Annotated in this window: 24 protein-coding genes; 6 read left to right on the top strand and 18 right to left on the bottom strand. The window is 64.9% G+C overall.

Going from position 1 to position 22,250, the window contains the following annotated elements:
• The first annotated feature begins 200 nt into the window (after window positions 1-200).
• From ACIQWO_RS26315 to mnmH, 4 genes are read left to right on the top strand one after another with little or no spacing between them, the layout of a single operon-like run.
• Window positions 201-812, top strand: a complete 612-nt coding sequence (locus tag ACIQWO_RS26315; RefSeq protein WP_402830540.1) for a cytochrome b — start codon at window positions 201-203, stop codon at window positions 810-812.
• 32 nt (window positions 813-844) lie between these two features.
• On the top strand, window positions 845-2,347 hold the full coding sequence (locus ACIQWO_RS26310; RefSeq protein WP_402830538.1) for a glycosyltransferase: 1,503 nt from the start codon (window positions 845-847) through the stop codon (window positions 2,345-2,347).
• A gap of 24 nt (window positions 2,348-2,371) precedes the next feature.
• The gene (locus tag ACIQWO_RS26305; protein ID WP_402830535.1) at window positions 2,372-3,016 is read left to right on the top strand and encodes a tetratricopeptide repeat protein; all 645 of its coding nucleotides are present in this window, start codon (window positions 2,372-2,374) and stop codon (window positions 3,014-3,016) included.
• Window positions 3,013-4,116 (top strand): tRNA 2-selenouridine(34) synthase MnmH, encoded by a 1,104-nt coding sequence (gene mnmH / locus ACIQWO_RS26300; RefSeq protein ID WP_402830532.1) that lies wholly within the window; start codon window positions 3,013-3,015, stop codon window positions 4,114-4,116. The genes ACIQWO_RS26305 and mnmH overlap by 4 nt, the downstream gene beginning before the upstream one ends.
• Here the strand turns inward: mnmH and ACIQWO_RS26295 are convergent.
• The 7 genes from ACIQWO_RS26295 to ACIQWO_RS26265 all read right to left on the bottom strand — a co-directional run bounded on the left by ACIQWO_RS26295 (window position 4,052) and on the right by ACIQWO_RS26265 (window position 10,537).
• Complete coding sequence (locus ACIQWO_RS26295; protein ID WP_402830529.1) at window positions 4,052-4,885, bottom strand: GyrI-like domain-containing protein; 834 nt, start codon at window positions 4,883-4,885, stop codon at window positions 4,052-4,054. The genes mnmH and ACIQWO_RS26295 overlap by 65 nt on opposite strands.
• Before the next feature lie 57 nt (window positions 4,886-4,942).
• Window positions 4,943-7,312, bottom strand: coding sequence for an acetamidase/formamidase family protein (locus ACIQWO_RS26290; protein ID WP_402830527.1), 2,370 nt, complete (start codon window positions 7,310-7,312; stop codon window positions 4,943-4,945).
• Between the two features lie 91 nt (window positions 7,313-7,403).
• Window positions 7,404-7,595 (bottom strand): DUF1427 family protein, encoded by a 192-nt coding sequence (locus ACIQWO_RS26285; protein ID WP_046292445.1) that lies wholly within the window; start codon window positions 7,593-7,595, stop codon window positions 7,404-7,406.
• Window positions 7,596-7,605: 10 nt separating this feature from the next.
• A complete protein-coding gene (locus ACIQWO_RS26280) occupies window positions 7,606-7,863 on the bottom strand; it encodes a XapX domain-containing protein (protein ID WP_402830523.1) in 258 nt (85 codons plus the stop codon).
• A gap of 93 nt (window positions 7,864-7,956) precedes the next feature.
• The gene (locus ACIQWO_RS26275; RefSeq protein ID WP_150663261.1) at window positions 7,957-8,985 is read right to left on the bottom strand and encodes an acetamidase/formamidase family protein; all 1,029 of its coding nucleotides are present in this window, start codon (window positions 8,983-8,985) and stop codon (window positions 7,957-7,959) included.
• Window positions 8,986-9,107: 122 nt separating this feature from the next.
• On the bottom strand, window positions 9,108-9,968 hold the full coding sequence (locus tag ACIQWO_RS26270) for an anti-sigma factor family protein (protein ID WP_402830520.1): 861 nt from the start codon (window positions 9,966-9,968) through the stop codon (window positions 9,108-9,110).
• Window positions 9,965-10,537, bottom strand: a complete 573-nt coding sequence (locus ACIQWO_RS26265) for an RNA polymerase sigma factor (protein ID WP_402830517.1) — start codon at window positions 10,535-10,537, stop codon at window positions 9,965-9,967. Before ACIQWO_RS26265 ends, ACIQWO_RS26270 begins: the two co-directional genes overlap by 4 nt.
• 203 nt (window positions 10,538-10,740) lie before the next feature.
• Here ACIQWO_RS26265 and ACIQWO_RS26260 point away from each other — a divergent pair, with 203 nt between their 5' ends.
• Window positions 10,741-11,841: a catalase family peroxidase gene (locus ACIQWO_RS26260; RefSeq protein WP_402830514.1), complete on the top strand. Its 1,101-nt coding sequence runs from the start codon at window positions 10,741-10,743 to the stop codon at window positions 11,839-11,841.
• Complete coding sequence (locus tag ACIQWO_RS26255; protein WP_402830511.1) at window positions 11,838-12,380, top strand: cytochrome b; 543 nt, start codon at window positions 11,838-11,840, stop codon at window positions 12,378-12,380. Before ACIQWO_RS26260 ends, ACIQWO_RS26255 begins: the two co-directional genes overlap by 4 nt.
• Before the next feature lie 48 nt (window positions 12,381-12,428).
• Here the strand turns inward: ACIQWO_RS26255 and ACIQWO_RS26250 are convergent, their stop codons facing one another.
• The 11 genes from ACIQWO_RS26250 to ACIQWO_RS26200 all read right to left on the bottom strand — a co-directional run bounded on the left by ACIQWO_RS26250 (window position 12,429) and on the right by ACIQWO_RS26200 (window position 22,221).
• Window positions 12,429-12,896, bottom strand: a complete 468-nt coding sequence (locus ACIQWO_RS26250; protein ID WP_402830508.1) for a lytic transglycosylase domain-containing protein — start codon at window positions 12,894-12,896, stop codon at window positions 12,429-12,431.
• Window positions 12,897-12,902: 6 nt separating this feature from the next.
• Window positions 12,903-13,415: a type II secretion system protein gene (locus ACIQWO_RS26245; RefSeq protein WP_402830505.1), complete on the bottom strand. Its 513-nt coding sequence runs from the start codon at window positions 13,413-13,415 to the stop codon at window positions 12,903-12,905.
• A 61-nt stretch (window positions 13,416-13,476) separates the two neighbouring features.
• Window positions 13,477-14,007 (bottom strand): type II secretion system protein, encoded by a 531-nt coding sequence (locus tag ACIQWO_RS26240; protein WP_402830502.1) that lies wholly within the window; start codon window positions 14,005-14,007, stop codon window positions 13,477-13,479.
• An 8-nt stretch (window positions 14,008-14,015) separates the two neighbouring features.
• A complete protein-coding gene (locus ACIQWO_RS26235) occupies window positions 14,016-14,546 on the bottom strand; it encodes a type II secretion system protein (RefSeq protein ID WP_402830499.1) in 531 nt (176 codons plus the stop codon).
• 5 nt (window positions 14,547-14,551) lie between these two features.
• Window positions 14,552-16,699 (bottom strand): secretin N-terminal domain-containing protein, encoded by a 2,148-nt coding sequence (locus tag ACIQWO_RS26230; RefSeq protein ID WP_402830496.1) that lies wholly within the window; start codon window positions 16,697-16,699, stop codon window positions 14,552-14,554.
• Window positions 16,696-17,355 carry a hypothetical protein gene (locus ACIQWO_RS26225; protein WP_402830493.1) on the bottom strand — a complete coding sequence of 220 codons (660 nt, stop codon included), beginning with the start codon at window positions 17,353-17,355 and terminating at the stop codon, window positions 16,696-16,698. Before ACIQWO_RS26225 ends, ACIQWO_RS26230 begins: the two co-directional genes overlap by 4 nt.
• Window positions 17,352-17,942, bottom strand: a complete 591-nt coding sequence (locus ACIQWO_RS26220) for a hypothetical protein (RefSeq protein ID WP_402830490.1) — start codon at window positions 17,940-17,942, stop codon at window positions 17,352-17,354. The genes ACIQWO_RS26225 and ACIQWO_RS26220 overlap by 4 nt, the downstream gene beginning before the upstream one ends.
• Window positions 17,927-18,472 carry a hypothetical protein gene (locus ACIQWO_RS26215; RefSeq protein ID WP_402830487.1) on the bottom strand — a complete coding sequence of 182 codons (546 nt, stop codon included), beginning with the start codon at window positions 18,470-18,472 and terminating at the stop codon, window positions 17,927-17,929. Before ACIQWO_RS26215 ends, ACIQWO_RS26220 begins: the two co-directional genes overlap by 16 nt.
• A complete protein-coding gene (locus ACIQWO_RS26210; RefSeq protein WP_402830484.1) occupies window positions 18,469-19,296 on the bottom strand; it encodes a hypothetical protein in 828 nt (275 codons plus the stop codon). Before ACIQWO_RS26210 ends, ACIQWO_RS26215 begins: the two co-directional genes overlap by 4 nt.
• Window positions 19,289-21,004 carry a GspE/PulE family protein gene (locus ACIQWO_RS26205; protein WP_402830481.1) on the bottom strand — a complete coding sequence of 572 codons (1,716 nt, stop codon included), beginning with the start codon at window positions 21,002-21,004 and terminating at the stop codon, window positions 19,289-19,291. Before ACIQWO_RS26205 ends, ACIQWO_RS26210 begins: the two co-directional genes overlap by 8 nt.
• Window positions 21,001-22,221: a type II secretion system F family protein gene (locus ACIQWO_RS26200; RefSeq protein ID WP_402830478.1), complete on the bottom strand. Its 1,221-nt coding sequence runs from the start codon at window positions 22,219-22,221 to the stop codon at window positions 21,001-21,003. Before ACIQWO_RS26200 ends, ACIQWO_RS26205 begins: the two co-directional genes overlap by 4 nt.
• Between the last annotated feature and the right edge of the window lie 29 nt (window positions 22,222-22,250).

The following is a 22,250-nucleotide window of genomic DNA, read 5'->3' as shown; positions in this document are numbered from 1 at the left end:
AGCAGTCCCTACAACGACGCCGAATAGATTTACGCAAGCCAACAACGACATCGAGAATCAGGGTTGCAAAAATGGGGAGGACCATAGATTTATTTGCAGCAACGCGGGAATAAGCGCGCTCCAACTGGCGTTATGCAATCATCTTTCAGTGCATTTTCAGGACGTCAAACGTGAATTCTCTGCCCCCCTCGCCGTCGTCAATGTCTTCCACATCGGCGAGCAAGCCCCGCGTCGCTCTGTACGAAGATCCCAAGTACACGCGCGTCGCCATGCTGCTGCACTGGGCGGTGGCGTTGCTGATGCTTGGCAACGTTGCCATCGGTCAGACGATTGCCTTGCTGCCGGACGCCACGCTCGAGAAGATCGACGTACGTTTCTGGATCGATTTGCACAAGTCCATCGGCATCACGGTGCTCGGTCTCGCGATCCTGCGCATCCTGTGGCGAGTGACGCACCGTCCGCCCGAACTCTCGCATGTCTTTGCCTCGTGGGAGCGCGCTGCGGCGCATGTGGTGCACTGGTTGCTTTACGTGCTGATTTTCGCGCTGCCTCTTTCAGGCTGGGCGCACGATTCGGCGTGGGTCGCGGCGTCGACGCATCCGCTGGTGCTGTTCGGTGTCGTGCCGTTTCCGCGCATGGGTTTTCTGATGGCGATGAGCGACGCGAGCAAGGATTACTGGCACGGGGTGCTGGGCGACGTCCACACCTATTGCGCTTACGCGCTCTACGCGCTGCTGGCGTTGCACATCGGCGGTGCGCTCAAGCATCAGTGGATCGACCGTCATTCGGTCATCGGCCGGATGCTGCCGTGAGTGTCGGGATGAACCTGAACGTGAACCCGCACATGAACCCAGATATCCAGACCGGCGTGGCACAGCTCGAAGCGTCGCGCGAACAGCATTCGCCGCGCTTCACCTTGCCGCCGACGCCGCTCGCCAGTTGGCTTGTGCACACCGGCGTGGCCGTGCTGTGGTGCTTGCTTTTCGCACAGGCGTTTTTCCTCAAGGGCGTTTTCGCCTGGGGCACGGGCGTGGCGTATGTCGTCTACGACACCTTGCTGCTGGCTTTCGTCTTCTGGCAGGCGCGGCGTCTGATGCGTCCCGATCCGGACGAGACGTGGGGCGGCACCGCCGACGCCGCGTCGAACCGTCTCACGCTCGGCGTGGTGGTCGCGGCACACAACGAAGCGGCGGCGCTGCCGGTGACACTGCGCGCGCTGATGGCCGGACGCCACGTGCCAGACGCCATCGTCATTGCCGACGACGGTTCGCACGACGGCACCGTCGCCTTGCTGACCGGCGAGTACGGTCTGGTGGACCCGGGTGTCGGCAGTCTGAGCGCACCGAGCACCCGCTATCCGAACCTGCGATGGCTGCGCGTGCCGCACGGCGGCAAGGCGAAGGCGCTCAATGCGGCGCTTGTTGGCATGGATACAGACATCGTGATGACGGTCGACGCCGATACGTTGCTCGATGCCGGTGCGTGCGCCGCCATGCACGACGCCTTCGCCGGTCGCCCGCGTCTGGTGGCCGCTACCGGCGTGCTGACGCCGGTCTGTGGCGACACCATGAGCGCCCGCGTCCTGCAGTTCTTCCAGACGTACGAGTACATCCGCAACTTCATCTCCCGTTTCGCGTGGATGCGCGCCGACGGGCTGTTGCTGATCTCGGGCGCATTCGCATGCTTCCGTCGCGAGGCGGTGCTGGCCGTGGGCGGCTTCGATCCCGCGTGTCTGGTCGAGGACTACGAACTGATTCACCGTCTGCGTCGCTACTCGGTCGCGCATTCACTCGACTGGGAAGTGCGCGTTGTCGGCGGCGCGCAGGCAATTACCGATGCGCCGGGGACGCTGACGAGCTTCTTGCGTCAACGCCGTCGCTGGTTCGCGGGCTTCCTCCAGACGCAGTACTGGTATCGCGATATGGTCGGCAACGGCCGCTACGGCAACCTCGGTCGCTGGATGTTGCCGGTCAAAGCGTTCGATACGCTTCAGCCGATCTACGGGCTGACGGCCTTTGCGCTGCTGGTGTCGTTCGTCTGCGAAGGCCATTACGGCGTCGTGCTGCCGGTCTCCGGGATCATTCTGGGCAAGATCGTCATCGATCTGGGCTTTCATCTGTGGTCGGTGCATGCCTATCGCCGCTGGACCGGACACCGCACCGGCACGAGTCTCGGACTGGCGTTCGTCGCCGCCGTACTGGAGCCGTTCTCGTTCCAGTTGATGCGTCACACGGGGGCGGCGATGGGGTGGGGGCACTTCCTCACGGGGCGTCAGCGTTGGGGAGTTCAGGTGCGACGAGGTATCCTGTCGGGCGAACGCGGGGCGGAGGTGTCCCGCGACAGATGATTTCCCGGCAGTTTCCTTTCCCTGATGATTCGATCTTTGACGTGGTTGGCGATGGTGTGCGCACTGGGCGGCGTGTTGGGCGCGCTGGGGTGCAGCACGCCCGCACCGAAGGCGCCCGGTCCTGATTACGCTGCGCAAGGCGGCGCGGCCGAGGTGCGTGGCGACTGGGACGGCGCGCGCCGTGCCTTCGGGCAGGCGGTGCTCGTGGCGGACCAGTCGGGCTGGCCCGCGTCGCAACGCGCGGCCATGCATTTCGACTACGGGCGCGCGCTGGGCGTGACCTGCTACTACGCCGAAGCGGAGCGCGAGCTTAGCCAGGCGTACGACCTCGACATCCTCACGGCGCGATACCGCTATCCGGCACTGGTCGAACTGGCCCGTCTCGCGCTCGCGCAACGTCAGTTCGCGGCTTCCGCAAAGTACTTCGGCCGGGCACTCGGCACGCTCGACCGGTTGGAGGCGGCGCGCAAAGTGCCGTTCGCCTACGCCGAATTGCTTGACGATTACGCGCTGGCGTTAGGCGGTGCGGGCGATGCGGAAGCAGCCACCCGCATCATCGACCGCGCGGCCAAAGTACGCGCGAGTTTCGACGGTGATGCGCAAGTGCAGCCGACGACACGCACGCCCTACGGCAAGCATTGCGGCCAACTGGCAGCGGGGGCGCGATGAACCATCTCCGTGTGCCGCTCGCGAATGTCGCCGACTTCGATGAAATCATCGATGTCCGTACACCACTCGAATTCGCCGACGACCATATCCCGGGCGCGATCAACGCACCGGTGCTCAGCAACGAAGAGCGCGTCATCGTCGGCACGATGTATAAGCAGGTCTCGCCATTCGACGCCTCACGCGAAGGCGCGGCTATGGTCGCGCGCAACATTGCAAAACATCTGGAAACGCTGTTCGCCGACCGACCGCGCAACTGGCGTCCGCTCGTGTATTGCTGGCGTGGCGGCATGCGCTCGGGCGCCATGACCTTGATGATGAACATGATCGGCTGGCGGGCGCGTCAGCTTGAGGGCGGCTACAAGACCTACCGCACCGATGTCGTGGCGTCGCTGTCGACCTTGCCACCCACGCTCGACTACATCGTCCTGGCCGGTCACACGGGCAGCGGCAAGACTCGTCTGCTGCATGCGCTCGCCGACGCTGGCGCGCAGACCCTCGATCTGGAAGGCCTCGCGGTGCATCGCGGATCGCTTCTCGGCGCGATGCCGGACGCCCCGCAGCCGTCGCAGAAGTCGTTCGACACGTCGCTCGTCGGGCTGCTGCGCGGCTTCGACGTGACGCGTCCCGTGTTTGTCGAAGCGGAAAGCCGCAGGATCGGACTCATTACCTTGCCCGAGTCGCTGATGACGTCGATGCGCGGCACGGCGCGATGTGTGGAAGTGAAGGTGAGCGTGGACGAGCGCGTCGAACTGCTGACGCAGGAGTACGGCCATCTGCTGACCCGCCCCGAATACTTCCGTGCGCAGTTGCTGCGCCTTGTCGAATTGCATGGCAAAGCGGTGGTCGATCAATGGCTGACGCTGCTCGACAACGGGCAGCAGCGCGAGTTGTCCGAGGCGCTCATCACACGCCACTACGACCCGGCCTACACGCGTAGCTCACGCAAGCTGCTGCAAGGGCCGACCAAGGCGATACCGTTCGAATTCCATCCGACGGCGCAAGACCTGCGCGTGCAGGTGCAGGCCTTGCTCGCGCTTACTTCACAGGCAGACAAATGCGCGTCTGGAGCTGCGCCGGTGGTGTCGAGCGGGGATCGTTGAGGTACTGCTCGAACATCGGGAAGTTGGCAGGCTCCAGCCCGCTGGCGGGCAGCCACTGCGCGAACAGCCACTGATACGGCTTGCTCATCTCGTTGTACGGCCCGGTGTAGGTCAGCACGGCGCACTTTCCTGCGGGAATCTCGAAACGTTCAAGATCGCCGCCGATCTCTGCATCGGCGGGTACCGACATGCCCGCGAGCGAGCGCAATTGTGCGACGGGGACCTGCTCCGGGTCGTCGAAGTAGACGCCGAAGCCGGTCGCGTCCGGGTGGGCGAGGCCCTGTGCGGCAGCGAGCATGAAGGCGCGCGTGAAGACGGGGCCGATGCCCTGATAGTCGCCGTTGTGACGGAGCACGGCGAGGGTGGTGGCAGGAAACGATTCGACTGAGATCGGGTACATGGCTAGCTCCTGAGGATCGATGGGTCCGGAGCGGACGTCGCGATAGCGTCCCGGCGGGATGCCGAAGAACGCACCGAAGGCCCGGTTGAACGCAGCGTCCGACGCATAACCGGCACGCGACGCCACAACACGCATCGAATCCTCAGACCCCGACAGGGCAATCGCCGCACGGTGCATGCGAATGCGCTGCACCGAATTGTTCACCGTCTCACCGAGCAATGCGCGGTAGACACGATGAAAGTGGTACGGCGACAGACACGCCAGCTCGGCCAGGTGGTGCAGGTCCGGGTCGCTTTCCGGATGGTTGGCAAGCCAGCGGAGCACGGGCTCCATGCGTTCGGCGTATCTCAGTCGGGTCTGGGGTTTCATCTGCGCTCCTTGGACGCCAATGTAGCCACAGGCGATTTGCCGATTTTGCGGTTTTCTTCAGTCGTTGAACATCCCCTTTCGAATAATGGCGTGCACGCCCCAGTTGCCGTTGACGACCTGCGTCACGCCAAAATCGACGGAGACCGAAAGAATCGCGGTGGCTTCGTCCTCCGTGAGCCGCTTGACCTGCATGAGAAAGCGGCGCGCTTTGAGGAAGGCGTCGCGCAGCGCGCTGTCGAGCGTCGATTTCATGTAGATCTGGCTCTGCGCCTTCTGCCCCAGCTCGGCCAGATGGTTCGGCGAACTGAAACCGTGGATGATCCATTCCGTCGGCGTCTCGACCAGCGGATAGGTCAGATCGGCGTACGGCACCTGTGCCTCGATGGCTGCCTTCTTATGCAGCACCAGTTGAATGTTGCCCGTGAGCGAGCATTCGATGGCGGTGCCGCCGAGTTCGGCGTCGCCCTGCGAGGCATGCGGGTCACCGATGGAGAGCAGCGCGCCCGGCACGGCGACTTTCAGAAAGACGCTCGCACCGCGCGTCACGCGCCAGTTATCGAGGTTGCCCGCGTAGCTCGACGGCGGAATGGAGTCGATCAAACCGTCCTGCGCCGGTGCGACGGCCAGCACGCCGAAGTGCGGACGCAGCGGAATCTCGACGTTCTTCAACGTCCTGAAATTCTTGGTGATGCGGGTGTGATCGACCGGCACGCCGGGATAATCGATGGTCGGATGGACCACGCCGAACGGGTCTTGTTGCGGCGTCCAGCGGAAGCTGTAAATCGCGCGGGCAACGTCGGTGCCTTCCTCGGCATCATCATGGCAATCGATCTCGAACACCGTCACGACCTCGCGCTCGCGCGGCAGCGTGAGCATGTCCTGATAGTGAAAGCCCCACCACGTCGACGCGTGGCTGCCAAACGCCTTGCCCGCGAATTCGGGGTTCGCGCTCGGTCGGGGATGCAGATCGAGAATGCGCACTTCGAGCACGTCGCCCGGCATGGCGTCTTCGATAGCGATGGGGCCGGTGCAGATGTGCACGCCGAAGCCTTCGCCCGCGCCGCGTCCGTAGACGGAGGCGTCCATCGGACCCGCGCCGCGCCGGTCCACGTTCTTCTGCGTCGCCGTCCAGTGGAACACGCTCTGCGCGCCCGGATCGCCCTGAATCATGCGTTCCCAGTCGTCGGTCGCATGCTGCGTCAGCGTCTCAACGGTCACGGTGTCGCCCGACGCGACGGTCAGCACTGGCGGAAGATCGTGACTGAGATACCCCCAATGCACTGAGTCGCACGTCGCGCGCAGATAGTGATGCTGTCCGGCGTCATGGGGCAGGGCGGGACGGGCGGCGCTGCCGGGTATGGCGTCGCGCTCTGAGAGGGCCATCGCCGCCGTCGGACTGACGTTCGTTCGATGCGCCAACCCGGCAGGCACGTCGGGATGTCCGCGAGAGATGCGCGCGCGTTCCGGCAGCGCACGGGAGCGCAGCGCCTGATCGCGGCTTGCCTTGGGGGACACACCGAACCGCTCGCGAAAGGCCTGACTGAAATAAGACGGATCGTTGAAACCCCAGCGGTAGCAGATGTCCGACACGGACAACTGGTCGTACGCGGGATTCTGCAAGTCCGCATGACAACGCTGCAAACGACTATTGCGCAGGTAGGACGAGAAGCTTTGACCCGCGTCTTCGAAGAGCTTGCGCAGATAGCGATCCGAGACGTGTTCGTCCTTCGCGATGGCGCACAGCGACAGATCCGGCTCGGCCAGACGCGCCTGAATGCGGTGACAGATGCGCGTGAACACGATGCCGCGCGATGTCGAGAGGTGAGTCGACGTCTGAGGTTTGGCCGCCGCGAGCGCCGAGGCGAGACATTCCAGAATCACGTTTTCGACGGGTTCGAGCGCGTGCGGATCGGCGTCCTGCATCGCGTCGAGTTGCAGCGCGAGTCCGCCAAGCAGCGCGCCGAACAGACGCGACACGCTGTCGGGCAGCTTGCACGTCTGTATCGGAGGCGCACTGCCCAGTCGCGGCGCGATCAGCGTGTGCCGCACGTGTACCGAGATCAGCCGGAACGGCGTGCTGGCGATGAGGTCGGCGCTCTGTGCGCCCGGAATGCATGCGATGTCGCCAACGGCCAGCGTCTCACCATCGAGTGCGCCTGCGCTGGCCAGCGTCATCTGACCGTCGAGCAGCATGACGAGCAGGAAGCCGCGCTCACCGCCTGCGCGCGCCGATACGGTTTGCGGCGTGGACGAGATCACCGAGAGTTCGATACCGGCGGGCGTGCGATGCGTGAGCAACGTGCCGTGCAACGGTTCTCCAGCCGGTGGCGGACGAAAGTGCAGACGGGCGTCGAGCAGGCGCGCCTGCCAGGCTGGCCCGCGCTGGTCCTGGGCATAGGACTCTGTTGAGAAGTGCGCACGATCCACGTCCTGCCTCCATCAGAAATGACAACGACGACACCCCGGCGCAGCGCTTGCGAGCCGCTGTGCCGGGGCAGACGTCAATAGTGCAAGGGCGTCAGCCGAAGTGCAACTGCCCGCGCATCGCCGCCACGAAGGCGAAGCCGATGAACGTGCCGACGATGGCGAAGATGCCGCCGAGGACGTTAGGGGCCGGAATCGGCGCGCGTACGCCGGTGTAAAGCACTCCGGTCACGAGTCCGACGGCGGCCGCCTGCAACTCCGTCGCGCCAAGCGTGATTTCTACCATGACAACCTCCTCAGGAGCGGCTGGACGAGTGGACGGGGCGGGCGTTCGGCGATGCATCGAGACCCTCGGCGGGCGGACGTCCGAACGTGACCGAGCGACGCCACACATTCACGATCAGATAGCCCAGGTACGTGAAGATGATGGCGAAGATGCCGCCGAGCACATTCGGGGCGGGAATCGGCAGGTTGAGCCACGAGTACAGCGTGCCCGTGACCAGACCGACGATCAGGGCGACAAGCTCGTTGCGCCCGACATAGACGTATTGCATGGAAGCGTCTCCCGATGAAGAGACAACATGAAATGTCGCGCACCACGCGGTGCACCCGTCAATACCGGGCGCACCGTGCAGGCAGCCCGGGGCTCAGGTCTTGGACGATTTGGGCGGGAACATGCCGCGCGGCATGGTGCAGTGCACCCCTTGTGTGCCGTCGACGACCTGCGTCACGCCGAAGTCGGCCGCCACGCTCATGAGCGAGTAGGCGTCGTCGCGCGAGAGGCCCTGCTGCTCGGTGAGCAGCTTGATCATGTCGCGCGCGGCGTTCTTGCCCGCTTCGTCCAGATCCTGATGGAAGCCGTGCACGATCCAGCAGTCGGGCGTCTCCAGCAACGGCGACGGGAACTCGAAGTCCTTGCGCAGCACCACCTGGAACAGCACGTTGAGCGACGCCTCGATGGCCGTGCCGCTGATTTCACCGTCGCCCTGCGAGATGTGCGGGTCACCGATGGAGAAGAGGCCACCGTCGACCTGCACCTTGTAGTACATCGTCGCCCCGGCACCGATGCGCCAGTTGTCGATGTTGCCGCCGTGCAGCCCCGGCTCGACCGTGCTCACACGGCCTTGCGCGTCGGGCGCAACGCCCGCCGTGCCGAGGTGCGGACGCACCGGCACGCGCACCCCGGCGAGCGCGGGTTGCTTGCAGCATTCGCGATGGTCGACGACCTTGCCCGGCGTGGTCAGCTTGCCCGGGTAGTCGAACGCGAACAGGGCGTGCGCGGTGTTCGAACTGTTGTCGAGTTCGTAGATGGTCACACGCTCTTTCTGGAAGTCGTCATAGAGCTGACCCCAGTGGGCGGCGACGTTCGCGCCGAAACGAAAGCGCGGAATCATCTGGAGGTAGCGCACTTCGAGCATGTCGCCCGGCTTCGCGCCTTCCACGTAGATCGGGCCGGTCATGATGTGCACGCCCGGATTGCGGTCTTCGTGGGGAATCTTGTCGTAGATGGCGCGCACGGCGTCGTCCATCATCAGGTCGGGCGCGTCGCCCGCATGATGGGTGACCGCTTCGGCGCGAATGAAATCGCCGCTCTTGATGGTCAGGGCCGGGGTTTGCGCGGCGTTGAAATAGCCCCAGTGCACCGTGTCGGGACGTGCGGGAAGGTCGTGAAGCATGCCATGTCTCCTAGAGTTTTTGTCGGACTGCCCGCAAACACAGTTCACGGTGAAGTCATGGTAGTGCCCGACAAAAACGCACGATTAGGAGCGTTTGCCACCTTCTCTATTGCTGGGAGGAACTAACGTTTACCCGTCCCACGCGCCTCCAGTGCGGCGTAGACATCCTGCGACAGGCCCGTCAGCGTCGCGCGGTCGATGCCGCCCGAGATCGCATAGCCGAACGTCTTGTCGACCCAGTAGAAAACCCTGACGGGGCCGTCCTCATAGAAGCGGAATGCGGCGGGCTGTCCTTCGACACCGGCCGGTGAGATGCACACGGTGATGCGCTCGCCCGCGTCGTTGCGATACATGTACTGCACGACGTGTTCGTCGCTGTCGGGCAGCACACGCCCGCCGCTCAGGTGGAAGCCTCGCGAGGACAGGTCCGGTGCTTGCGCGGCGGTTTCCAGACGGCTTGCGATCCACTTGGAGAAATGGGCTTCGGATGCCCCATCCATGCCCGAAGGCCGCTGAATCTCAGGCATGTAGACGACGTGCGCAATGGCGGCGCGTCGGGCGAAGCGTGCAGCGCCATCGGCGGTGGGGACAAGCGACGGCGCTGCCTCGCGCATGGCGATGGCGGACGCAGGGGTTTGCCGTGCAGACCACAGGCGATTGCCCTGAACGCCAATGCCGATGCCGATGACCAGCGCCGCAGCCAGCCCGGCAAACCGAGGCCAGTTGGCGGCGGCTTTGCCTCGCGGCATCGGCGCCTGCACGTCTGCCGGACGTTGCAACCGGAGCGGTACCGGTTCATCCAGCACATCGTCGTAGCGGTCGTGCAGCGCGCGCCGCTGGGCGACGAGTTCGCTCACAGCCGCCGCGAGCGCCGGGTCGGTGGCGAGGGCGTTGTCCAGTTCTGCACGACGCTGCGGGGGCAATTCCCCGTCGACGTACGCGTGCAGTTCGTTGTCGTCGATCGGGCGGTTGGGTTCGTTCATCGCACCACCTTGAGCTTGGCTGACGGTCCCGTCTGGGCGGACTGGGCGGGCGGTGTTCCACCGGCCATGAGATCGCGCAGCCGTTGCCTGCCGCGCGACAACCGCGACATCACGGTGCCGATCGGCACGCGCAACGTGGCGGCGACATCCGCATAACTCATATCTTCCAGACCCACGAGCAGAACGATGGCCCGTTGCTCGTCGGGAAGATGCCGCAGCGCTTCGTCGAGATCGCGGATTTCGAGACGGCGGGCGGGGTCGGACGTCGGCGTCTGAACGGATGCGTGACTGACGTCGCGCTCGACGAGGTCGCCAATGTTGGTTTCGTCCAGCGAGACGTGGGTCGCCTGCGCGGGCGCGCGGCGCTGCTGATTGAGAAACAGGTTATGCATGATGGTGAAGAGCCATGCGCGGGCGTCCGTACCCGCCTCGAACATCGTGTGACGGGAGAGGGCACGCTCCAGCGTGTCCTGCACCAGGTCGTCGGCCAGCTCGGTATTGCCCGTGAGCGCGCGGGCATACCGACGCAGACGCGGGACGTGGTGATAGAGCTGGTCGCGAATATCCATACCGTCAGAGATCGAATGCGGTGAGCCGTGCCATAACGGGTCAACACGTCGACCGGTCCGCTTATTCCATGAAAACGAAAATAAAACCGGCGACGGCGGAATAAGGGCCGCGCGGATGTGTTTTACCGTGAAGACGCCCGTGTTTCCACGATCTGCTCATTCGGCAACCTGCCCCCGGGACGTCATTACAAGGAGCCCCATTCGTGACCGAACCTTCCTCGTCCGATCCTAGCGCCATTTGCGTGCCATGCCGGGCGGCGGCCATCGTCGCCGTTGTTGGCCTGCTCGCGGGCGGCTTTGCTTACGCTGCCGGGTGGCTCACACCGCAGCGGTTGAGCGCCCATACCGTTATCGACACGTTTGAGTCGAACGGCGGCATTCACGAAGGCTTCCGTCGCAATCACGCGAAGGGCCTGTGCGTGGACGGCTATTTCGAGAGTAATGGAGGTGCGGCGTCGCTGTCTAAAGCGCTCGTCTTCGCCCCCGGACGTACCCCCGTGACCGGCCGTTTCGCGATTCCCGGACCGAACCCGACCGCCTCGGACAACAGCGTGCCGATTCGCAGCATGGCGTTGATGTTCACGCTGGCCGACGGCCAGCAATGGCGCACCGGTATGAACACGACACCGCTGTTCGCCGTGAGCACACCGGAGGAGTTCTACGCACAGCTTGACGCATCGCGTCCCGATCCGTCGACCGGCAAGCCCGATCCGGCGAAGTTGCAGGCGTTCTTTGCCGCGCATCCCGATACACAGCCGTTCCGCGACTGGGTCAAGGGGCACCCGCCGTCGTCGAGCTACGCCAACGCGGCGTACTACGGCATCAACGCGTTCTATTTCGTCGACGCCAACGGGCAACGCACGGCAGTGCGCTGGTCGATGCAGCCGGAGTTGCCTTTCGACACCGTGACCGACAAGGAGAAGGGCGAGGCCAACTATCTCGCAGGCGAGTTGTACGAGCGTCTGAAGCAGGGGCCGGTGCGCTGGCACTTGGTGGTGACCGTGGCAGATCCGGGCGATCCGACCGACGATGCCACACACCAGTGGCCAGCCACGCGCAAGCAGGTCGATGCGGGCACGCTGGTGCTGTCGCAGGCGGCGTCGCAAGACGATGGCGCATGCCGCGACGTCAACTTCGATCCGACGATTCTGCCTGCCGGTATCGAACCGTCCGGCGATCCGCTGCTCGCCGCACGCTCGGCGGCGTATGCACTGTCGTACAAGCGCCGCACGCGCGAAGAAGCGTTGAACGGTGCTCCCGACGCACCGCAAGGCAACACGACTCAGGAGGCCCATTCGCGATGAATCGTCCCCATCTTCACTTCAGTCCCGTTCAGCGCTGGTTGCACTGGGGCATGGCGATTGCCATGCTCACGATGCTGTTCATCGGCGTCATCATGGTCAGCACGCTCACTCAGGCGCACAGCACGCTGATCGCGCTGCACCGGCCGCTTGGCATCGTGATTCTCGCGTTGGTTGTCATCCGCATCATCGTGCGCGTCAAGCGCGGCAGCCCGCCGTTACCCGACAGCGTGCCGTCGATGCAGCAGACGATTGCCAAAGCGTCGCATCTGCTGCTGTATGCGCTGATGCTCGCGATGCCGCTGATCGGCTGGGCGATGGTGTCGGCCGGTGGCTATCCGGTGACGCTGTTCGGTGCGTATCATCTGCCGCCGCTGGTGTCGGCGGATGCGCGTCTGTTTGCGGTGTTGCGTGCGATGCACACGTGGCTGGCGTTCGCGCTGTTCGCGCTCGTGATCGGGCATCTCGCGGCGGCGCTGATGCACGGCCTCATCAAGCGTGACGGTGTGTTTTCCAGCATGGCGCGGGGACATCGTCGCTGAGTGGCATGCGGTGCGACGGGACGTGTGGTACGCCTCGTCGCCATAGGCTCAACGTCGGCTTTGCTTTGCCTCGCGAGCGTCCTTGAGGGCAGTGAGTTTGGCGGCAATGCGTGACGCGTACGCGTCGCGCAGGGCAGGGGTGGCCGAGTGATACGCGCCGATGGCCGCCCACGTATTGCCGTACTTCGCCATTTGACGTTGCAGATGCCACGCCGCGATGTACACGTTTTTGCACGCCACCATCAGGTCCTCTGTACCGATGCCGAAGCGTGCCAACGTGTCCAGATGCACCGAGTTAATCTGCATGAGACCGTAATCGACCGAGCCGTTGGTGTTGGTGCGACGGGCGTCGGCCCGGTTGTTCGACTCTTCCCACGCGATGGCGCGCAGCACGTCGGCGTTCACGTGGTGATAGGTCGCCGCATCGTCGAAGCAGTCGGCGAATGCGGTTGCGCTCGTGGTGATGGTTGCGACAGTCAGACTGGCGACTACGGTCGCTCGGAGGCTCGGGCGCATGAGTCGTCAGAAGGGCGTGAGGGATTGAGGTGCCGCGCCGGGGCCGGAGGCCGGGTCGGGCGTGGGTATCGACGGCATGACATCCGGCGTCGCCGTTGCCGCAGAGAAGCGCCAGTCGTAGTAATGCGCCGTGCCGGAGAACGTGCCGAACTGCTCGTCGAAGTGCGCGGTCTTGAGCGGCGCGGCAGAGGAGCGGCTATACACCTCAAGCACGCCCTTACCGGTCGTCACATAGGTGATGCCCCAGTCCGTGCTGCCGGTTATCGGGTCCGCGAAGATTCTGCGCAGGTATCGGTGCGGCGTCGGGAAGCGCGGGTCGAGCAGCAGTGCGGCCAGATTCGGCGGTTGCGGCAACTGCCCGGCGGGCGTGGCGTCGGCGTAGGCGCGCAGGGCATCGCTGAACTGCGCACCGATCTCCATCAGTTGCGCTTCGCGGGCGGTACGCTGCCATAGCGCGCCGACCCGGATCGTCATCGCACCGACCAGTCCTAGTACGGCGACGAGAATCAGCAGTCCCACGTACGTGAAACCGCGCTGGCCGTGGAGACTGTGGCGCCCGCGGCGTCCGCGCGCAGGACGATCAATAGTCCGCATACGCCTTGCCCGCCGGGTCCGTCCCGGACGCACCGCTTTTCACACAGCAAATGCCTTTGTCCTCCACGACGGGGATCGCCCCCGGGGGCGGTGTCGGCGTGGAGGCGCCGAAGCGCAACGCGTCCTGAGCCGAGCGGCTCGTCGCGAGGATCTGCGCGCTCGGGTCCTGCGCCGCGTTCTCGGCGGAAGTCATCGTGATCCACGTGGTGTCGCTGCCCGTCACGGGGTCGATGGGGACCGCTCGCAGATACTTGCGCTCGACCAACTCGGCGAGGTTCACGGGATAGTGGCCCGTGTCGTCGTAAAACTGATCGATGACGCGGCGTAAGGTGCGCAGATTCTCGGTGAGGACGGTGTTCTTCGCCTTCGCGATCGCAGGCACGTAGTTCGGGATCATGAGCGTGGCGAGCGTCGCAATGATGCCCAGCACGACCAGCAGCTCGATCAGCGTGAAGCCGCGCAGGTGACGGTGGGCGCGACACGTGTGCCGACGGTGAGTTTTCGCAAGCAGGTTCATGGCCGGGATCACCAGAGACGGTAAGGCACGCCGTTCAGGCTTACGCCTTGCGACAGTGTGTAGACGTCGTAGATGTCGTCGCCCTCGGCGGGCGCGTCGGGGGGGCTGGCATAGCTACGTTTGCCCCACGTTTGCGAGTCGGTAAGCGAATCGTCGTTGTTGAACGGATCGCGCGGAATGCGGCGCAGGAAGTACTGACGTTTGCGCTTCGGATCGCGCATGTCCGGCACGCCCTGCACGAGCACTTCGAGCGACGGCGGATACCCCGTCTCCGTCGCCTTTCTCTCCATGTGACCGGTGTCCCACGCACGTTTGTAAGCGTCGATGGCGTGACGAATCTCGCGCAGATCGCGCGCCAGCGCCTGTTCCTGACGACGTTGCACGGCCAACTGCGATACGGGCACGGCAAGCGTCGCCAGCATCGCCATGATGGCGAGCGTGACCAACAGCTCGATCATCGTGAAGCCACGCTGGGACGAGGCAGACTCGCCAGGCGTACGGCGTCCGGGGAGTCTTGCGCGAGGAAGCGTCCGCGTCATGTGCATCAACGGGGGGCCGGTGCACCGCCCACAGGCACGGGCTGTTGCGACGAGAGCGGCACTGGATCGCTGGTCGGGCCGAGCACTGTTGTGGCGGGCGGTGTGGGAGGCGGCACCGGGTTACCCGGCGGCGGGGCAGTGTTTGCGGCCGGGGGCGTTGCCGCAGGCGGCAACGGCGCAACCGGCGCAGGCGCAGCGGAAGCCGCAGGGGCGGGCGGTGTTCCGGCAGGCGCGCCGTGCGACGCCTCGTATAACGAGAGGCCATTCGCCGACACGGCTGCACCGCCCGCACCCGAGGTCGTCATCACGACGCCGGGCACCGTGGCGGTTTGTGGACGTGGCGTGGCATCAGGCAGCGCTGCCGCCGGACGTCGCCGGAAGTTGCCCTGCGTGCCCGACAGGAATTCGGTGGCGCTCTCTTCCGGACGCGTCACGTTACGCACGATGTGCGGCGTGATCGACAGCACGATTTCCGTCTTCTTGTCGTTGTTGGTCGTGTTGCCGAACAGGCGACCGAGGATGGGGAAATCGCCAAGACCCGGAATCTTGTTGCCTGAGGTCTGTTCCTGTGTGTTGAGCAGACCGGCGAGCACCTGATTTTCGCCGTCCTTCAACTGGAGCACGGTGGAGGCTTGCCGCGTGCCGATCTGGAACACCGTGCTGCCCGACTTCGTGATCGTCTGCTGTCCGAGGCTGCTGACTTCCATCGCGATACGAATGCCGACCTGATCGTTCATGTAGATGGTCGGCTCGACGTTGAGCGTGAGCCCCACGTCGATATAGCTCACCGATTCGGACGCAAACGTGCCCACACCGCCGCTGATCGTCGTCGAGATGACGGGCACCTTGTCGCCGATCAGGATCTTGGCCTTTTCCTTGTTGCGCACCCGAATGCGCGGATTGGCGAGGATGTTCGTGTCGCCATCGTTGACGTTGAGGTTGATGGTCGCCGACGGGTTGCCGACGCTCACCGAGTTGCGCGTGGGCGAGAGCAGGTCGGCCAGCGTCAGCGCTGCGCCATTGCCAGCAGACGCCAACGGCGAGAGCACCACTTTGTCCGGCCATTGAATGCCGAGGTTCTGCAAGCGCGTGCGCGCAATTTCCAGCACTTCCACGTCGAGCACGACTTCCGGCTCGGCGCGATCCTGAAGCGCCACGACCTGTTCGGCGACGCGGATCGCCTCGGGCGTGTCGCGCACGATCACGGCATTGAGCTTTTCGTCCACGACGATGTCCGTCGACTTGGTCAGCGTCTTGAGGGAGGCGGCGACGAGCTTCGCGTCGGCGTTGTTCAGGAAGAAGGTGCGCACCACCATTTCCTTGTACTCGCGCACCTTGGCGGGCAGGTTCGGGTAGATGAGCAACGTGTTGTTGTCCATCACCTGCTGTTCCAGCTGGTTGGTCACGAGCAGGAAGTACAGCGCCTGTTCTACCGTGCTGTTACGCAGGGCAATCGAGACCTTGGTGTCGGTCTTCAGATCCTTGTCGAAGACGAAGTTCAGGCCCGAGCGCTGTGCAATGACCTGGAACACCTGCCGCAGCGGGGCGTCGCGAAACTCGATGGAGATCGGCTGACGATAGGCGTCGGACAGCTCGGCACTCAGCACAGGCTGCGCAGCGCGCGACTCCACTTCGGCGAGCATGGCGCGCGCGGCATCGTTCTCCGGGCGCTCGCGAAGAATCTGCTCGAGCGTCTTTCGCGCGGCGTCGTAACGGCGCTCGTCCATCGAGATGGAGGCCTGCTTGATCATGTTCTGGTGACGCAGCAGGGCGTCGAGCGTGCGCAGATCGGACTTCGCTTTCTCGCTGTTCGGGTCGAGATCGAGCGCACGCCTGAACCACGGGCGCGCCGCCTGAAACTTGCCCGCCGCCATCTCCTTCTCGCCGCTGGCGAGGAAATCCTGCAACGTCTTGTCGCGCGCGTTGAGATAGATCAGGCGGTATTCGCCGTTATCGGGCGCGCGGTTGCTCGCTTCCTGCAACTTCTTCAGACCGGCCTCGGGCTGGTCGTGGGCCATCAGGTCGCGACCGTCGCGCAGCGCCAGTTGCGCGGCGCACCCGGACAACGCGACGAGCGCGAGGGCGGCCGCGCCATGCAGCAGCGGCGTGCGCGACTTCCGGAGGGCATTGGGTGAAGGGCGTGGCAACTTCACTGCGTGCCTCCGATATCCAACTCTTGCTGCTGGTTCATGGGGATGTAGATGAGCGACAGGCGCGGCGGCTTGATCGACGCGACGCGATACACGTCGTCGACGACCGAGTTCTCATGCACGATGAAAGTCTTCTCGCCGCGCGCCAGATAGACCTCCCACGCACCGGCGGCGAGCGCCTTGCCGAGATACGTGAACGGCAATGGCGGCGCTGTGGGTGGCAGGGGCGTGGTAGGAACCGGCGCAGACGACGGTGCGGGCGGGGGCGGCCCCCAGTTCTGACTGACGAACAGGCGCTGCGGCGCAGGCGTACCGTCAGTCTCGGCCAGCATCTCACGCGGTGCCGGTGCGACGATGGACGACGCCCCGACGCTCGGCCCGCTACCCGACACGAACGCGCGCACTTGCCGGAGCAACTCGCGACGCTCCGCCGCGAGGGCGTCGGCGGTCTCACCCGCCTCAGCGGACGCTCCGGATGCGACCGGCGCCGGTGCCTGATTCACCGTCGATGGCACAGACCTATGCGCATGCGTGACGGGCGAGGCCACAGGCGGGGTGGACGCCGACGACGAGAAAAAGGGTAACGAAGAAGGATCCGCGAGCGCGGCCGCAATGCTCGCGGCGAGCGATCCCCAGAGCAGCAGGCGACGCGGTGTCATGGCGTGCGTGCCGGGACATCCCGGAGATAAAGCGTAAGCCGAACTTGTGCGCTCACCGCGGCATCGCCGATGGCGTCGCGCTTGAAATTGATGTCCTGCAAGGCGGCGAACGGCAGTGTCCGGAGCACTTCCAGCACGAAATGCCAGATCGCGTTGTAGTTGCCCTTGAGCGGCAGCACGACCTGACACGTTGCGACGCGCGCGGCGTTGTCATAGCCGTACTGGTATTCGCCTTGCCGGAGCGTCAGACCGTTTTGCTTCGCCAGATCGAACAGCAGCTTGATGTGCAGATCGTTCTGCCGACGGTTGCCAAGTGTCGCGAAGAACGCCAGCAGGGGTGCGTCGACCGGGTCCGTTGCGGCGACGGGCGCACGACGCTTACCCGAGACAGCGGCCAGCACCGCTCTAGCCGACGATGTGTCAGTGCGCGCGAGCGACACCCCGAACACGCCAAGCGCCGCGAGTGCGGCCAGCAACAGTGCCAGCACGGCAGTACGTGCAGCCCCCAGACGACTGACGGCGAGCCGCACGCTCAGCAGCGGCGCAACGGGCATCCCGGGCCGACGGATGTTCAACGCGAGGCCCATGCGGCCTCCAACTGAAAGCGGATAGGGCGATTGATGTCCTGATCGTTGATCTCGTGATGCGTCAATTGAATATCGACGAAGAAGGGTTGCTCACGCAGCACGCGCAGGTAGACGATCATGTCGTCCGGATTCGTCGTCTCGGCCGTAATGCGTACCGAGTGCCGGTTCAGATCGGGCGCAAGCGACAGCAGAGCGACGCTGGGCATCGCGGCGTTGTCGAGCGCATCGCGCAGCCCGCGCCACGGCAGATTGAGCGTCCGGGCGATGGCATTGATGGCGTTCGCTTGCGGCACGGGTACGACGATGGGGGCGACAGGCGGATTCGCGCGCACGTGTGCCGCCTCACGCTGTGCTATCCGATCCACCAGCGCCTGCCGCGCCTGATCCCGGGCGTACACACGGTAGCCGAGCACGGCAGCAGTGATGGCGATAACAACGGCCAGCGCCAGCACCGCGCACCAGACAGGCGACAGTTGCCCAAGCGTGCGTCGCCAGTTGCGCGGCGCGAAATCGATGGCGATGCGGGTCATACCAGTGCGCCTCCCGTTGCCAGACGCTCGGACGGTTGCCAGTCGTGCACGGCAAGGTCGGCGCTGGCGGCCAGTGCATGGAGATTCAGTGCAGCGAGCGTGACGCGCCCTTCGTTCGGCACGGTGCCGCACAGATGCAGCGTCGTCGGCGGCTCCGTCCCCGTCAGCATGGCCGTGCGCGAAAGCGTTTGCGCCAGCCAGTAGACGTCGGGATCGGGCGGCATCGGCACTTCGTGCAACGCATGCAGGCGCATGGGCGTGCCCTCAGTGATGCCGAGGCGCAGCAGACCGTCATGCATCATGGCGAACCAGCCGGAAGTGCGGCATTCACGTTGCCATCGGTTCCACGCGCGCACGAAATGCGGCGCGATGCCGACGATGGGAATACGGCAAGCCTGTGCCGTCACCGTCAACGTGTCGACGAGCGCACGGGGCAGAGCGGCGGTGCAAAACGGGTGCGTCACCTGCCAGTCCCCGGCGATCTGCCATTGCTCCGGTATCTCGCCGAACAGATGGGCGAAACGCATCGCGGCCGCGCCCCCGATGTCGGACAGGCGTGTCGCGCCGGTCGGCGGCGTGGTCATCCACAGGCGTGCGAGGCGGTCGTCGATCACGATGTCGAGCGTGGCGCGATGCCTGGCATGCGTGACGAGTAACGCATGCACCGCCTCGTGCAGTGCGGGCACGAAGGCATCGGCTGCCTGCGGCGCAAACGTCGTCGTACCGAGCACATGCCACGTCCGCGTCTTTCGTTCGTACAAGACGAGACTCACCGCGCTACGCGATACGCCCAGATGCAGGGATTGCGCGCGCCATTCAAGCATTCGTCGTCACCCGGCGGACTTCCTCAAGGGTGCTGTCGCCCGCGCGCACAAGCATCAATGCGGCGTGGCGCAGGCTGCGCGTGCCGTTGGCGTGTGCGGCGGCCTTGATCTGGCGAATCGGACGCTTGTCTACCACCAGTTCGCGAAGCTCGTCGTTGAGCATGAGGATCTCGGCAATCGAGCGGCGTCCCTTATAGCCCGAGCCACGGCAATGCGAACACCCTCTGCCGCGCATGAAACGGAAGTCCGCGACATCGGCGCGCGTCAGCCCGACGCTGGCGAGTTCTGCGTCGTCCGGCGTGGGTGCCTCCTCACGGCAGTGCGGGCAATTCACGCGCATGAGCCGTTGCGCCCAGATGCCGTTGAGCGCCGAGACGAACGCGTACGGATCGATCCCCATGTGATTGAAGCGCCCGAAGACGTCGAACACATTGTTCGCGTGGACGGTCGTGAGCACAAGGTGGCCGGTCAGCGCTGACTGCACGGCGATCTCGGCCGTTTCCCGGTCGCGAATTTCCCCGACCATGATCTTGTCGGGGTCATGACGCAAGATCGAGCGCAGACCTTTGGCGAACGTCAGGCCCTTCTTCTCGTTCACCGGAATCTGCAAAATGCCCGGCAGTTGGTATTCCACCGGGTCTTCGATGGTGATGATCTTCTCGCGGCCGTCGTGGATTTCGGTGAGCGCTGCGTAGAGCGTGGTCGTCTTGCCTGAGCCGGTCGGTCCGGTCACGAGCAGCATGCCGTAAGCTTCGCGGGCCAGCGCACGCAGGCTCACGAGCGATGTTGGGTCGAAGCCGAGCGCTTCAAGCGTGAGCGCGCCGTAGGCTTCGATCATGGCGCGCTTGTCGAGAATACGGATCACGGCGTCTTCGCCATGAATGCTCGGCATGATCGAGACGCGCAGATCGATGTCGCGACCGGCGGCTTCCACGCGGAAACTGCCATCCTGCGGAGTGCGCCGCTCGGCAATGTCGAGTTCGGCGAGCACCTTCAGACGTGAAATCGCCTGCTCGGCCAGATCGGTGCCGCGTGCCGACGCTGCGTGATCGAGCACACCGTCGACACGATATTTGATCGCCAGACCCGTTGCGGTGCTCTCAAGGTGGATGTCCGAGGCACCGGCCTTGAGGGCGTCGTACAACGTCGAATTGACGAGCTTGACGGCGGGACTCGCTCCTTCGGCCACGCTGGCGAACGACAGCCGTGTCGACGTGCGGTCGTTGCCTGCACCACCGGCATCGCCCGACACGACGTGATCGATGGCTCGCGCCGTCTCTTCCTGCTTGGCGAGGTAAGCGCGCAGATCGTCGTGCAACGCCAGCGCGAACGGTAGCGGTGTGGGCGTGTTGGCGCGCGCACCCAGCCAGATGCGCAGATCGAGATCGAAGGGATCGCTCACCACGCCGACGAGGGGGCCGTCGACACCGTGGAGCAGGGCGCAATGGCGCTGCAACGCCTGTGAGAGCGAAACGACGTCGAACGCAGGCCGGGCGGCGAGCAACGCGTCGAGATCCATCACCGGCAAGCCCAGTTGCGCGCCGAGGGCGAGGACGACGTCGCGCAAGTCGCCGCCCGTGAGCGAGTGCAGCGCACTCACAAGGTCGTGATTAGCTTGTCCGTCGCCCTGACGTTGAATTTCGCGTGCGCGGGCGAGCAGAGAGGCATCAATGAGTGTGTCGGCAGGGGCGAGGTCGTGGGTACTCACGAGAGGTCTCCCGCCAGATCGAAGATCGGCATGTACAGCAAAATCACGATGGCCCCGACGACAAGGCCGATGGCGGCCATGAGCACAGGCTCGAACGAGCGCGTGAAGCGATCGATCCAGCGGTCGATTTCGCCGTCGTAGAACGCGGCCGACTGTGTGAGCATCGGTCCCATTTCACCGGTGCGTTCGCCGACACGCAGCATGCGCAGGGAGATCGGCGTGGTGAGACCTGCGGCTTCGAATGCGCTCGACAGCGGCGTACCCGCGTCCACACTTGCCGACGCCGCACCGAGTGCCGCACGCAGATTCACGGAGGCCATCGGCTGCACGGTGGCGAGCGCCCGCAGGATCGTGATGCCACCTTCGAGGAGCATGCCCAGCGTCAGATAGACGCGCGCGAGTTCATAGATGCGAACCCGCTCGCGCAGCACCGGAATGCGCGAGAGCAACAGCACGACACCGCCCCGGCGCTGCAAGCGTCGCCACAGCGCGACGAGGGCGAACAAGAGTGCGCCTTGCGCCGCCAGGAAGAGCGTGGTGTGGGCGCTCACGAGTTGGCCGAAGTCGAGCATCAGTTGCGACGCGAAGGGCAGTTGGCGTCCCGCGCCCTGATACACCTCGGCAAAGCGCGGCACGACGTACATCATCAGGAAGAAACTCACCGCCCCGCCGACCGTCATGAGAATGCACGGATAAATGGCTGCGCTCACGACTTTGTTGCGCACGCTGTCCACGCGTTGCTGATAGTCGACGTAACGCGCAAGCGAGCGGGGCAGGTCGCTCGTACCTTCGGCGGCCTGCACGATGCCGACGTAAAGCGGCGGGAAGAGGCGTGGCTGTTCGGCGAGCGCGGCAGAGAAGCGCTTGCCCGATGAAAGGCTTTCCAGCAGACGGTGCAGACATTCGCGAATGCCCGGGTTGCTTTCCTTCTCGTGCAGGGCCTGCAACGACTCCACCACGCCGAGTCCGGCGTTGATGAGCGCGAGCAGTTCCTGACTGAAGAGCACCAGTGAAAGCTTCTTCGCGCCACCGAGGGCTTTGCCGCCGCCGAGGCCGAAGCGTTGCGGCCGCAGAGATGCGGCGCGCACAGTGCGCACTTCGCTCACGAAGCGGCCGTCGTGCTGCGCGCGGCGACGCGCGTCCTCGGGGCTGTCGGCCTCGATGCGGAGCGTCTCGATCGTGCCCTGCGGCCCGATCGTGCGAACGTCGAAATGCATGCGTCGGTCGTCGTTGCGTCAGATTTGCG

The sequence above is a fragment of the Pandoraea sp. NPDC090278 genome (assembly GCF_044772185.1).
Lineage (GTDB): Bacteria > Pseudomonadota > Gammaproteobacteria > Burkholderiales > Burkholderiaceae > Pandoraea.
The sequence above is the reverse complement of the archived record's forward strand: the minus strand, read 5'-3'. Positions and strand labels throughout refer to the sequence as shown.

What these genes read in the sequence shown, in the direction of transcription:
- ACIQWO_RS26285 (WP_046292445.1), bottom strand. Translation starts at nt 7,595, where the DNA reads ATGGTAGAAATCACGCTTGGCGCGACGGAGTTGCAGGCGGCCGCCGTC.
- ACIQWO_RS26220 (WP_402830490.1), bottom strand. Translation starts at nt 17,942, where the DNA reads ATGGGCCTCGCGTTGAACATCCGTCGGCCCGGGATGCCCGTTGCGCCG.
- ACIQWO_RS26255 (WP_402830511.1), top strand. Translation starts at nt 11,838, where the DNA reads ATGAATCGTCCCCATCTTCACTTCAGTCCCGTTCAGCGCTGGTTGCAC.
- ACIQWO_RS26250 (WP_402830508.1), bottom strand. Translation starts at nt 12,896, where the DNA reads ATGCGCCCGAGCCTCCGAGCGACCGTAGTCGCCAGTCTGACTGTCGCA.
- ACIQWO_RS26270 (WP_402830520.1), bottom strand. Translation starts at nt 9,968, where the DNA reads ATGAACGAACCCAACCGCCCGATCGACGACAACGAACTGCACGCGTAC.
- ACIQWO_RS26225 (WP_402830493.1), bottom strand. Translation starts at nt 17,355, where the DNA reads ATGACACCGCGTCGCCTGCTGCTCTGGGGATCGCTCGCCGCGAGCATT.
- ACIQWO_RS26200 (WP_402830478.1), bottom strand. Translation starts at nt 22,221, where the DNA reads ATGCATTTCGACGTTCGCACGATCGGGCCGCAGGGCACGATCGAGACG.
- ACIQWO_RS26280 (WP_402830523.1), bottom strand. Translation starts at nt 7,863, where the DNA reads ATGCAATACGTCTATGTCGGGCGCAACGAGCTTGTCGCCCTGATCGTC.
- ACIQWO_RS26235 (WP_402830499.1), bottom strand. Translation starts at nt 14,546, where the DNA reads ATGACGCGGACGCTTCCTCGCGCAAGACTCCCCGGACGCCGTACGCCT.
- ACIQWO_RS26240 (WP_402830502.1), bottom strand. Translation starts at nt 14,007, where the DNA reads ATGAACCTGCTTGCGAAAACTCACCGTCGGCACACGTGTCGCGCCCAC.
- ACIQWO_RS26265 (WP_402830517.1), bottom strand. Translation starts at nt 10,537, where the DNA reads ATGGATATTCGCGACCAGCTCTATCACCACGTCCCGCGTCTGCGTCGG.
- mnmH (WP_402830532.1), top strand. Translation starts at nt 3,013, where the DNA reads ATGAACCATCTCCGTGTGCCGCTCGCGAATGTCGCCGACTTCGATGAA.
- ACIQWO_RS26295 (WP_402830529.1), bottom strand. Translation starts at nt 4,885, where the DNA reads ATGAAACCCCAGACCCGACTGAGATACGCCGAACGCATGGAGCCCGTG.
- ACIQWO_RS26305 (WP_402830535.1), top strand. Translation starts at nt 2,372, where the DNA reads ATGATTCGATCTTTGACGTGGTTGGCGATGGTGTGCGCACTGGGCGGC.
- ACIQWO_RS26275 (WP_150663261.1), bottom strand. Translation starts at nt 8,985, where the DNA reads ATGCTTCACGACCTTCCCGCACGTCCCGACACGGTGCACTGGGGCTAT.
- ACIQWO_RS26210 (WP_402830484.1), bottom strand. Translation starts at nt 19,296, where the DNA reads ATGCTTGAATGGCGCGCGCAATCCCTGCATCTGGGCGTATCGCGTAGC.
- ACIQWO_RS26310 (WP_402830538.1), top strand. Translation starts at nt 845, where the DNA reads ATGAACCCAGATATCCAGACCGGCGTGGCACAGCTCGAAGCGTCGCGC.
- ACIQWO_RS26315 (WP_402830540.1), top strand. Translation starts at nt 201, where the DNA reads ATGTCTTCCACATCGGCGAGCAAGCCCCGCGTCGCTCTGTACGAAGAT.
- ACIQWO_RS26215 (WP_402830487.1), bottom strand. Translation starts at nt 18,472, where the DNA reads ATGACCCGCATCGCCATCGATTTCGCGCCGCGCAACTGGCGACGCACG.